This window comes from uncultured Nocardioides sp. (genome assembly GCF_902805925.1).
Lineage (GTDB): Bacteria > Actinomycetota > Actinomycetes > Propionibacteriales > Nocardioidaceae > Nocardioides.
The window spans coordinates 1-10,363 of the sequence record NZ_CADCUP010000056.1 but is presented as its reverse complement, the minus strand read 5'-3'; the positions used below and the strand labels follow the sequence as shown (position 1 = coordinate 10,363).

Genomic DNA, 10,363 nt, shown 5'->3' with positions numbered 1-10,363 from the left:
AGCGCAGCCGCCCATCTCGCGGTGGGTGCGCTCGCGCCACGAGGGGCCGGCCCCCGAGGAGCGCACCCGGATGTCGCCGGCGACCACGTTCCTCACCGGCCTCACCGGGGTGTACGGCGGCTACTTCGGCGCCGGCTCGGGCGTGATGGCGATGGCCGTGCTCGGGCTCGGTCTCGACGTGGAGATGCGCATCCTCAACGCCCTCAAGACCGTGGCCGTGATGGCGGGCAACATCGTCGCCGGGCTCATCTTCCTGGTCATCGCCGACCTGGACTGGCGGGCCATCATGCTGCTGGGCCTCGGCTCCGTGGTGGGCGGCTACGTCGGCTCGCGGATCGGGCGCCGGATCCCGCCGACCCTGCTGCGCGCGCTCATCGTCGTCGCGGGACTCACCGCAGCGGTCGTGCTGCTGGCCTGACCGGACGGGACGTGGGGACGAACGGGCGCGCCGACCCCTGGCCGGGCCGGACCGGGAGTGCCACCATGGGCCCCACCGCCCAGGAACACGAGGTGCCCGAGATGGCCCGTACCCGCACGCGCAGCACCGTCGGCGGCAAGCCGCTCTCGCGCACGGAGGTCAGGGCCCTGGACGCCCGGTGGCGCGCGGCGAACTACGTCTCCGTGGGCCAGATCTACCTCATGGACAACCCGCTGCTGCGCGAGCCGCTGCTGCCCGAGCACGTCAAGCCACGCCTCCTCGGGCACTGGGGCACGACGCCCGGGCTCAACTTCGTCTACACGCACCTCAACCGGGTCATCCGCGCGCGCGACCTGGACCTGATGTACGTGTTCGGTCCCGGGCACGGTGGACCGGCGGCGGTGGCCGGGGCGTACCTCGACGGCACCTACAGCGAGCTCTACCCCGAGGTGGCCCTCGACGAGCGGGGCCTGCGCCGGCTCTTCACCCAGTTCTCGTTCCCGGGAGGGATCCCCAGCCACGTGGCACCCGAGACGCCCGGGTCCATCCACGAGGGCGGCGAGCTCGGCTACGCCCTGTCGCACGCGTACGGCGCCGCCTTCGACAACCCCGACCTCGTCGTGGCGGCGGTGGTCGGCGACGGCGAGGCGGAGACCGGGCCGCTGGCGACCTCGTGGCACTCCACCAAGTTCGTCGACCCGCGGCGCGACGGTGCCGTCCTGCCGATCCTCCACCTCAACGGCTACAAGATCGCCAGCCCGACCGTGCTCGCCCGGATCCACCCCGAGGAGCTCGACGCCCTGCTGCGCGGCCACGGCCACACGCCGTACGTCGTGGAGGGCGACGACCCGACCTCGATGCACCAGGCCTTCGCCGCCACCCTGGACCACTGCCTCGACGAGATCCGCGAGCTCCAGGCCGAGGCGCGGGCGGCGCGGCGGCCGGTGCCCCGTCGCCCCTGGCCGATGATCGTGCTGCGCTCCCCCAAGGGCTGGACGGGGCCGAAGGAGGTGGACGGCCAGCGGGTCGAGGGGTTCTGGCGGTCCCACCAGGTGCCGTTCGCCGACGCCCGTGGCGACGACGGCCACCGGCGCGTGCTGGAGACCTGGATGCGCAGCTATCGGCCCGACGAGCTCTTCGACGACTCCGGCGCCCCGTCCGAGCTGGTCAGCGCGCAGTCGCCGTCGGGCGTGCGCCGGATGAGCGCCAACCCGCACGCCAACGGCGGCACCCTGCTGCGGGCGCTGCGCATGCCGGACTTCCGGGACTACGCGGTCGAGGTGCCCGATCCCGGCACCGGCGCCGTGAGCGCGACCCAGGTGCTCGGCGGCTTCCTGCGCGACGTGATGGCGGCGAACGGCGACCGGTTCCGGATGTTCAGCCCCGACGAGCACAACTCCAACCGGCTCCAGGACGTGCTGGAGGTGACCGAGCGCACGTGGAACGCGCACACCGAGCCGTACGACACCCACCTGGCGCCCGACGGGCGGGTGATGGAGATGCTGTCGGAGCACACGTGCCAGGGGTGGCTCGAGGGCTACCTCCTGACCGGCCGGCACGGCCTCTTCTCCTGCTACGAGGCGTTCGTCCACATCGTCGACTCGATGTTCAACCAGCACGCCAAGTGGCTCAAGACCAGCAACGACCTCACCTGGCGCCAGCCGATCGCCTCCCTGAACTACCTGCTCACCTCGCACGTCTGGCGGCAGGACCACAACGGCTTCTCCCACCAGGACCCGGGGTTCATCGACCACGTGATCAACAAGAAGGCCGACGTGGTCAGGGTCTACCTGCCGCCGGACGCCAACACCCTGCTCTCCGTGGCCGACCACTGCCTGCGCAGCCGGCAGTACGTCAACGTCATGGTGATCGGCAAGCAGCCCGCGCTGCAGTACCTGTCCATGGACGAGGCCGTCGTCCACGCCACCAAGGGCATCGGCATCTGGGAGTGGGCCAGCACCCACCACGGCGACGAGCCGGAGGTGGTGATGGGGTGCGCCGGCGAGGTGCCCACCATGGAGGCGCTGGCGGCCGTCGACATCCTGCGCGACCACTTCCCCGACCTGCGGATCCGCTTCGTCAACGTCGTGGACCTGATGCGGCTCCAGGACGACCGCGAGCACCCGCACGGGCTCTCGGACAGCGACTTCGACGCCCTGTTCACCACCGACAAGCCGGTGATCTTCGCCTACCACGGCTATCCGTGGCTCATCCACCGGCTGACCTACCGGCGGCTCAACCACCACAACCTCCACGTCCGCGGCTTCGTCGAGGAGGGCACCACCACGACGCCCTTCGACATGACCGTCCTCAACCAGCTGGACCGCTTCGACCTCGCCATGGACGTCATCGACCGGGTGCCGCGGCTGCGCGGGGTCTCGGGGTCGGCACGCGAGGCCCTGAAGAACAAGCTGGTCGAGCACCGCATCCACGTGCGCACCCACGGCGAGGACCTGCCCGAGGTGCGGGACTGGAGCTGGTCGGCGGCACCCGGGCCGGAGGTCACCACCGAGGCCCCCGAGCGCACCGGCCCGGAGGGCTGAGGCGGATCCCGGCGGGCCGGCCTGCCGCCACCGGCCGGTCGTCAGCATCCTCAGGACACGTGATCATGTGCGCGCGCACGCCGCCGTGCTTCCCAAGCTGGAACGCGCGCTGACCGTGACCGGCATCCCCCTCACCTGGTACGACGTCCTCCTGGTCGTCGACGCCACTCCGGACCGCAGGCTCACGATGACCGAGCTCGGGCGGCAGGCCGTCGTCAGCCGCGAGCGGGTCAGCCGGGTCGTCTCCGAGCTCGAGCGCGAGGGGCTCATGGAGCGTCAGCCGCATCCCGACGACAGGCGCTCGTCCTTCGCCGCCATCACGGCCGAAGGTCGCCGCCGGCTCCCTGGCGCTGCCCCGCACTACCTCGGGGCGGTCCGGGACCACTACCTCGACCACCTCTCACGGCAGGAGATCAGCGTCATCTCCGGGGCGCTGTCCCGGGTGGTCGAGGCCGAGCAGCCCTGAGCAGCGGCCACCCTCGTTCGTCGCCGGCGGCCCCGTGTAAGGTTTCACCCGCTTGGGCAGGTAGCTCAGTTGGTACGAGCGTCCGCCTGAAAAGTGGAAGGTCGGCGGTTCGACCCCGCCCCTGCCCACAAGCACCCGAGGCGCCCGGTCACGTCCCGACCGGGCGCTTCGGTCGTCTCAGGCGCCGGGCGGCTGGGCCTTGACGGGCAGCAGGTCTCCGGCCGGCTCGGAGTACGCCACCTCCACGACGACGTCGTCCTCGAAGTGCAGCGACGTGATCGAGCACAGCGAGCACTGACGCCGGCGCGGGTCGTGCAGCAGGCGACGGCCCTCGAGGTGCCGACGCGTCGCGTAGATGGGCAGCTGGTGGGAGACCAGCACGGCCTCGTGCCCGCGGGCGAACTCGCGGGCCGCGCTCACCGCACGCAACATCCGCGCCAGCACCTCGCCGTACGGCTCGCCCCACGACGGTCGCACCGGGTTCCACAGGTGGCGCCAGGCAGCGGGGGCGCGGAGCACGCCACGCCCGCCGGCCAGCCGCCGGCCCTCGAGGCGGCTGCCGGCCTCCACGATCCGCTCGTCGACGCCCACGGGCAGGCCCAACCGGTCCGCCAGCGGCTGCGCGGTCTGGCGGGTGCGCTCCAGGGGGGAGGCGACCAGGTGCCGGACGTCGCGGCCCGCGAGGGCCTCGGCCACCCGGTCGGCCATCGCCAGCCCGCGGTCGGAGAGCGGGTAGCCGGGCAGTCGCCCGTACAGCACCCCCTCGGGGTTGTGCACCTCACCGTGGCGCACCAGGTGCACCGTCGTCGTCGTGGTCACGCCTGTCCTCCGTCTGCCTGCCTCGTCGCTGTGCCGCCGGGACGCCGGTACCCCGTCAGGGTCCCGTCAGCGCCACCACCACGATCCGGCCGAGCTCACGCCGCTCGAACTCCGGCCCCCGCAGCACCTCGTCGGGGAAGGCGACGCCTGACCGACGGGTGCGGTCGGGAAAGGTGTCCACCATGAACGGCAGTCGGAGGAGGTCGCCGTCGCGCTGCAGGACCAGTCCGTCGACCTCGTCGAGGTCGTTGTCCCGCAGCAGGTCCGCGGCGCACGCCGGGTCCGGGCAGGCGGCCACCTGCTCGAGCAGGGCGACGCGGTCCTCGAAGCGCCCGTTGGGGTGGGAGTAGATGCTCTTGGTGGCCAGGAACCAGTGCACCGGCGTCGTGGCCAGCAGGTCGACCTGCGTGGTGACCAGCACCGCCTCGTCCAGGGGCACGTCCGGGCGCAGCCCGAGCCAGGCGGCCCGCACCTGCTCGACCGACGGGTCGGTCGGGTCCACGAACAGCGTGGGGTAAAACGGCTCGTCGGTCGGCTCGCCGGTCGGCACGTCGCCGTCGGGGTAGCGCGTCGTCTGCGCCACCAGCGCGGGCGCCTCGGTGGACCACTCGGCGGCGACGTGGTGGCCCGCCGTTCCCCCGGCGACCGCGGCGAGCGCCACCGTCGCAGCGGCGGCGATCCCCCGCGGGGCGTGTGACCGGCCCAGCGCGCGCACGGCGTCGGCGACGCCGAGCACCCCGCAGACGAGGAGGAGCAGGGTGACCGCGTCGCGCGTCTTGAAGGCCAGGATCCCGATGTCGTACGACGCGGCGAGAGCCCCGAGCCCGAGCGTGGCGAGCGCGCCGGCCAGGGCCAGCGCGAGCGCACCGGCGAGCTCGTCGACGGCCCGGCCGCGCAGCCACCGCCACCCGGCCCACGCGAGCCAGGCGATGCCGAGCAGGCCGAGGACCCCGAGCGGGTCGGTCGGCGTCGGCCACGGCGGGGCGTGACCGCCCGGGACGGCGTACCGCAGCTGCAGGCTGTCGGACGGCAGGCGCAGTCGCGCCAGCACGAGCGGCAGCCACGACACGGCCGAGACCGCGAGCCCGATCACACCGATCGCCAGCGCGCGACCCCAGGGCAGCCGGGTGCGACCGCCGCGACGGGCCCGGACCGCGTCGTAGGCGAGGGCCAGCAGGGTCGCGACACCGAACGGCAGGAACCAGTAGGTGTGGACCAGGAGGAGCAGCCCGAGCACCAGGCCTGGCCGCCACACCGCCCACCGGTCGACGCCCGGGGCCCGGACGTCGCGCACGACGAGCAGCCACCACGGCAGCAGGCAGGCGAGCACCAGCCACTCGTCGGGCTTCTGCGGGTGGGCCGTCCAGACGGTGGTCAGGCCGGCGACCGCCGCGGCGGGCAGGGCGCCGGCGACCGGTCGCCACAGCAGGTACGCCGCGAGCGGCACCAGCACCGCCACGACCAGCTGCACCGGCCTCACCGCCTCCCAGCCGGCGATGCCGGCGACGGCGGCCACCCGGCCCTCGATCCAGCCGAGCGCGGGCGGGTAGTACGCCGGCAGGTCGAGGTAGCCGTAGTCGACCAGCGCGGCGGTGTCGGCGTACCGGGTGGCCATCTGGGTGCGGAACGAGGAGTCGCTGTACAGGCCGAACCACCCCCAGCGGGTGCCGTGCAGCGCCGTGGTGCCCATCGCCGCCAGGAGCACGCCCGCCGCCACCGCCCCCGCGTCGGCGGCCAGGGTCGGCCGCCGACGCGCCAGCAGGGCCACGCCGAAGCCGGCGAGACCGGCGCCCAGCGTCAGTGCGAGCACCACCCGACCCCGCCAGTCGGGGTCGGTGACGCGCACCCCGGCCACCTCGACGAGCACGGCGACGGCCGCCGACCCGAGCAGGGTCGCGACCACCAGCAGGGCGGGCCGCAGCAGCATCCGGCTCCTTCGTGCTCCGTCGGTCCCGTGCCGAACAACACACTCGGACGGGGCGGCGGCCACGTTAGCCGTCGTGGCGATGGGGTACCCCTGGGGCTCCCACGTCAACGGAAAGGTCTGCCATGCCGGGATCGCAGCCCCGCCCCTCCCCCGCCACCACGACCGTGCCCGCGCCCGTCCGGCGCCGCACCGTGGAGCGCTCGCGGCTGCTGCGTGCCGTGGTGCGCGGGTGCCGACCGCGCCAGGCCGTCACCAAGAACCTGCTGGTCCTCACCGCCCCGGCGATCGGCGGCCACCTGCTGTCCGACCGGGCGGTCCTGCCCGGCGCCCTGGTCGCCCTGGTCACCTTCTGCGCCGTCTCGGCGGCGGTCTACCTCGCCAACGACGTGCGCGACGTCGACTCCGACCGCTGCCACCCGGTCAAGTGCCGGCGCCCCATCGCGAGCGGCGAGCTGCCGATCCGCACCGCCCTGGCCGCCTCGTCGGCACTGGCTGTCGGGGGCCTGGCCCTGGCACTGTGGTGGGCGCCCGGCCTGGCGGCCGTGCTGGTCACCTACCTCTCGGTCCAGGTCGCCTACTCGTTCCACCTCAAGCACGTGCCCGGTCTCGACATGCTCACCGTCGCGAGCGGCTTCGTGCTCCGCGTGGTCGCGGGCGGGGTGGCCGCGGCGGTCGAGCTGTCGGTGCCGTTCGTGGCGGTCGTCGGGCTGGCCGCACTGTTCATGATCGCCGGGAAGAGGTACTCGGAGATGCGCGAGCTGGGAGCCTCGGCGGGCACCCGTCGCAGCCTGGCCGGCTACTCGCTGCGCTGGCTGCGCGTGGTGTGGGTGCTGGCTGCCTCGACCGCCGCCCTGGGGTACTCCGTGGCGGCCACGGGTCTCGCACCCACGGGCACGAGCGCCTTCTTGTGGTCCATGGCCTCGGTGCCGCTCTTCGCCGCCGGTGTGCTGCGGTACGCCGCCCACGTCCGGGTCGGCGCCGCCGGAGCCCCCGAGGCCGTCATCTTCGGGGACCGGGTGCTGCAGGGGCTGGGCGCCCTCTGGCTGGTGCCGCTGTCCGTGGCGATCGTGCTCGCGTGACGGCGCTCCACCCGGCCGCTGCCCGCCGCCGCCTCACCGGGTGGGGCCGCACCGCCCCCGTCGTGTCCGAGGTGGCAGGGGTGCGCACGCCCGACGACGTCGTGGCGCTGCTCTCCTCCGACGCACCCGCGCGCGGCCTGCTGCCCCGCGGGCTGGGCCGCAGCTACGGTGACGCCGCGCAGAACGCCGGCGGCCTGGTGCTCGACATGACCGGGTGCGACCGCGTGCTCACGGTCGACGCCGACGGCGGGTTCGTCCGGGTCGAGGCGGGGGTCGACCTCGACCGGCTCACCCGGGTGCTGCTGCCGCTCGGGCTCTGGCTGCCGGTCGTCCCCGGCACCCGGCAGGTCACCGTCGGCGGTGCGATCGCCGCCGACGTGCACGGCAAGAACCACCACGTCTCGGGCTCCTTCGGCGACCACGTCATCGACCTCGACCTCGTCACGCCCGACGGGAAGCTGCACACCCTGACGCCCGACGGCCCGGACGCGCAGCTCTTCTGGGCCACCGTCGGAGGCATGGGCCTGACCGGTGTCGTGGTCCGCGCGACGCTGGCGTGCATCCGCGCCGAGACGTCGTACGCCGTCGTGGAGACCGAGCGCTGCCGCGACCTCGACCAGCTGCTCGAGCGGCTGGCGGAGGGCGACGACCCCTCCCTGCCGTACTCCGTGGCGTGGTTCGACGCGATGGCCCGCGGCTCGCGGCTGGGCCGGGCCGTGCTGACCCGCGGCCGCCTCGCCACGCTCGACGACCTGCCGGCGAAGCTGGCCCGGCACCCGGTGCGCCTGCCGTCGACGGCCGGGCCCTCGTTCCCGGTCGTGCCCGGCGGTCTGGTCAACCGCGCCAGCGGACTGGCCTTCAACGAGCTGTGGTTCCGCAAGGCGCCGTCGCGGCCCACCACCGGCGTGCACGGCATCGGCGCCTTCTTCCAGCCGCTCGACGGCGTGCGCGACTGGAACCGGGTCTACGGACCGCGCGGCTTCTGCCAGTACCAGTTCGTCGTGCCCTTCGCCGAGGTCGACGCCTTCCGGCGGGCGGTCCGGCTCATCGCGCGGTCCGGGCGGCCGTCGTGCCTCAACGTGCTGAAGCGGATGGGCCCGACCAACCGGGGCCTGATCTCCTTCCCGGCCCCGGGCTGGACCCTCGCCGTCGACCTGCCCGTCGGCCCGGGTCTCGACGAGCTCTTCCGCGACCTCGACGACCTGGTGCTGGCAGCCGGCGGCCGGGTCTACCTCGCCAAGGACGCCCGGATGCCGGAGGGCCACCTCGAGCGGATGTACCCCCGCCTCGAGGAGTTCCGCGCGGTGCGGGCCGCGGTGGACCCCGATGGCATCCTCGTGTCCGACCTCTCCCGCCGCCTGCTCGACCGACCCTGAAGGAGCGCTGTGATCGACGCCACCGGACGACCCCGCTCGCTGCTCCTGCTGGGCGGCACCTCCGACATCGCGCTGGCGGTGGCCGAGGCGTACGCCGCCCGCACGCCGGGGCTGCGCGTCACGCTGGCCGCCCGGCCGTCGGCCCGGCGGGACCAGGCCTCCCACCGGCTCGAGGCCGCGGGCTGCACGGTGCGGCCCGTGGACCTGGAGGCGCGCTCGGCGGAGTCGCACGAGGCGGCGGTCCGCGCGGCCGCCGAGGGCGGGGACGTCGACGTGGCCGTCGTCGCCTACGGCCTGCTCGGCGACAACGAGCGGTCGTGGACCGACGTGGCCGCCGGCGTGGAGCTGGCCGAGGTCAACTACGTCGGGCCGGTGGCCGCCGGCATCGCCCTGGGCGCGCTGGTCCGGCAGCAGGGCCACGGGGTCGTCGTCGCGCTGTCCAGCGTGGCCGGCGAGCGGCCCCGCCGCTCCAACTTCGTCTACGGCTCGACCAAGGCCGGCTTCGACGCCTTCTACACCGGGCTCGGCGAGGCGCTGCGCGAGCACGGCGGCCACGTCCTCGTCGTCCGACCGGGCTTCGTCCGCTCCAAGATGACCGAGGGCCTGGACCCCGCTCCCCTGGCCACCGACCCGCAGTCGGTGGCCGCCGCCGTGCTCGGCGCCGTCGACGCCCGCAAGGAGCAGGTGTGGGTGCCGGGCACGATGCGCCCGGTCATGTCGGTGCTGCGGCACCTGCCCCGCCCGGTCTTCCGCCGCCTGCCGATCTGACCCTCACACCGGGCGCGGCAGCCCGAGCTGCGCGTGCACGCCCGGGCTGAAGGCGACATGGTCGGGCGCACGCCCGGCGAGGTCGTGGAAGCCGACGGACCCGAGCAGCCCGTCGTCGAGCCGCACGACCTCGGCGTCGTGCAGCGGCCAGGTCTCGTGGGTGTTGTGCACCGCCACCGGGCGCCGCAGGACGCTGGTGTGCAGCCGCCAGCGCTCGGAGACGAAGTGGTCGAGCGGGGTCGCCTCCCGGGCGGCACCGACGCGCACCGACACCTCGCTGCTCGCGCGCGCCCCCGGCCACCGCAGCGTCGCCCGGTAGGTGTGCACCCCCTCGACCTCCGCGTGGCTCATCCGTGCCCACCGGTAGGGCACCGCGAACCCCGCGCGGGCACCGAGCACCACGAGCAGCCGGTCGGCGTCGAGGCTCAGGAAGACGACGCCTCGCCGGCCTCGCGCGTCGCGGGAGTAGAGGCGCACGTTGGTCTCCAGGAAGCTGCCGAGCCACGGCACGCGCGCACGCCGTCCGGGTCCGGCGTCGACCATCCGGAAGGGCACGAGCCCGACGTACGTCGCCCCGTCGTCGTGGACGTCCGGCCGCACGCCCGGCGGCATCAGGTGTGCCACGCGGTCCGGCTCGACCGCCCAGTGCAGGAAGGTGAGGTCGCGCCAGTCCTGGTTCATCAGCACCGGCGGGCGGAGCGCGGGTGCCGTGCTGCTGAGCGGCTCGACGTCGACCATGCCCCGATCCTTGCCGGTGGCCGGTAGCCGGTGGCCGGCGCGGGTGTAGCAGGCTGTGCGCGTGCTCCCCGCCTTCGGCATCGTGGCCCGGCTGCGCCCGATCGACCTCGTCTCGCCGGCCACCGGCCGCCGACCGTCCGGCCCCGGGCCGCACGGGCTCGACGCGGTGGCGCCGTTCGTCGCGGCGACCGTGGAGGTCGACGGCGACACCGCCCGCCTGGCCAATGTT

9 protein-coding genes and 1 tRNA gene are annotated in these 10,363 nt (G+C 74.3%); 7 read left to right on the top strand and 3 right to left on the bottom strand.

Annotated features, from left to right (window positions below):
- The 4 genes from QZX64_RS04070 to QZX64_RS04055 form a co-directional block, all read left to right on the top strand.
- A partial coding sequence (locus tag QZX64_RS04070) for a sulfite exporter TauE/SafE family protein (protein ID WP_295657186.1) occupies window positions 1-418 on the top strand: 418 nt, incomplete at its 5' end.
- 101 nt (window positions 419-519) lie between these two features.
- Window positions 520-2,961, top strand: coding sequence for a phosphoketolase (locus QZX64_RS04065; RefSeq protein ID WP_295657184.1), 2,442 nt, complete (start codon window positions 520-522; stop codon window positions 2,959-2,961).
- 85 nt (window positions 2,962-3,046) lie between these two features.
- Window positions 3,047-3,427 carry a MarR family winged helix-turn-helix transcriptional regulator gene (locus QZX64_RS04060; protein WP_295657182.1) on the top strand — a complete coding sequence of 127 codons (381 nt, stop codon included), beginning with the start codon at window positions 3,047-3,049 and terminating at the stop codon, window positions 3,425-3,427.
- Window positions 3,428-3,481: 54 nt separating this feature from the next.
- Window positions 3,482-3,555 (top strand) — tRNA-Phe (locus QZX64_RS04055).
- A 49-nt stretch (window positions 3,556-3,604) separates the two neighbouring features.
- On the opposite strand, the gene QZX64_RS04050 is transcribed toward QZX64_RS04055, so the two are convergent.
- Both QZX64_RS04050 and QZX64_RS04045 read right to left on the bottom strand, forming a co-directional pair.
- Complete coding sequence (locus QZX64_RS04050) at window positions 3,605-4,246, bottom strand: histidine phosphatase family protein (RefSeq protein WP_295657181.1); 642 nt, start codon at window positions 4,244-4,246, stop codon at window positions 3,605-3,607.
- 55 nt (window positions 4,247-4,301) lie between these two features.
- Window positions 4,302-6,173, bottom strand: a complete 1,872-nt coding sequence (locus QZX64_RS04045) for an arabinofuranosyltransferase (protein WP_295657179.1) — start codon at window positions 6,171-6,173, stop codon at window positions 4,302-4,304.
- A 122-nt stretch (window positions 6,174-6,295) separates the two neighbouring features.
- On the opposite strand from QZX64_RS04045, the gene QZX64_RS04040 reads away from it, so the two are divergent.
- The 3 genes from QZX64_RS04040 to QZX64_RS04030 are packed head-to-tail and all read left to right on the top strand — an operon-like array spanning window position 6,296 to window position 9,396.
- Window positions 6,296-7,252 carry a decaprenyl-phosphate phosphoribosyltransferase gene (locus QZX64_RS04040; protein ID WP_295657178.1) on the top strand — a complete coding sequence of 319 codons (957 nt, stop codon included), beginning with the start codon at window positions 6,296-6,298 and terminating at the stop codon, window positions 7,250-7,252.
- On the top strand, window positions 7,249-8,628 hold the full coding sequence (locus QZX64_RS04035; protein WP_295657176.1) for an FAD-binding protein: 1,380 nt from the start codon (window positions 7,249-7,251) through the stop codon (window positions 8,626-8,628). Before QZX64_RS04040 ends, QZX64_RS04035 begins: the two co-directional genes overlap by 4 nt.
- Window positions 8,629-8,637: 9 nt before the next feature.
- Entirely contained in the window at window positions 8,638-9,396 is a 759-nt protein-coding gene (locus QZX64_RS04030) for a decaprenylphospho-beta-D-erythro-pentofuranosid-2-ulose 2-reductase (RefSeq protein ID WP_295657174.1), read from the top strand.
- A gap of 3 nt (window positions 9,397-9,399) precedes the next feature.
- Here the strand turns inward: QZX64_RS04030 and QZX64_RS04025 are convergent, their stop codons facing one another.
- Window positions 9,400-10,134 (bottom strand): YqjF family protein, encoded by a 735-nt coding sequence (locus QZX64_RS04025; protein WP_295657172.1) that lies wholly within the window; start codon window positions 10,132-10,134, stop codon window positions 9,400-9,402.
- Between the last annotated feature and the right edge of the window lie 229 nt (window positions 10,135-10,363).

What these genes read in the sequence shown, in the direction of transcription:
- QZX64_RS04065 (WP_295657184.1), top strand. Translation starts at nt 520, where the DNA reads ATGGCCCGTACCCGCACGCGCAGCACCGTCGGCGGCAAGCCGCTCTCG.
- QZX64_RS04045 (WP_295657179.1), bottom strand. Translation starts at nt 6,173, where the DNA reads ATGCTGCTGCGGCCCGCCCTGCTGGTGGTCGCGACCCTGCTCGGGTCG.
- QZX64_RS04040 (WP_295657178.1), top strand. Translation starts at nt 6,296, where the DNA reads ATGCCGGGATCGCAGCCCCGCCCCTCCCCCGCCACCACGACCGTGCCC.
- QZX64_RS04025 (WP_295657172.1), bottom strand. Translation starts at nt 10,134, where the DNA reads ATGGTCGACGTCGAGCCGCTCAGCAGCACGGCACCCGCGCTCCGCCCG.